The sequence below is a fragment of the Gemmiger formicilis genome (assembly GCF_016901605.1).
GTDB classification, from domain to species: Bacteria; Bacillota; Clostridia; order Oscillospirales; family Ruminococcaceae; genus Gemmiger; species Gemmiger formicilis_B.
The window spans coordinates 1-218 of sequence record NZ_JACJKP010000936.1 but is presented as its reverse complement, the minus strand read 5'-3'; the positions used below and the strand labels follow the sequence as shown (position 1 = coordinate 218).

Annotated in this window: 1 pseudogene; it reads right to left on the bottom strand. The window is 49.5% G+C overall.

The features are described from left to right. A pseudogene (locus tag H6B10_RS18500) lies at positions 1–114 on the bottom strand (N-6 DNA methylase); the annotation flags it as partial. Positions 115–218: the final 104 nt, after the last annotated feature.

Below are 218 nucleotides of genomic sequence, written 5' to 3'. Positions count from 1 at the left end.
CTGTTTGGCTTTAACGATCTCTGCACTTTGAATGAACATGCCACCGGAACCACAACAGGGGTCATACAACGTGCCATCGAAAGGCTCGATCATCGCCGCAATCAGCTGGACCACCATCATCAATACACCTGCGCCGCAGTTGAATGTGGCTTTGGATACGGCTTTGAAAGCCTTGGGAGACAGTGATAAGCAGCTGAAAGGCTGTTTTGTAGAAGGTA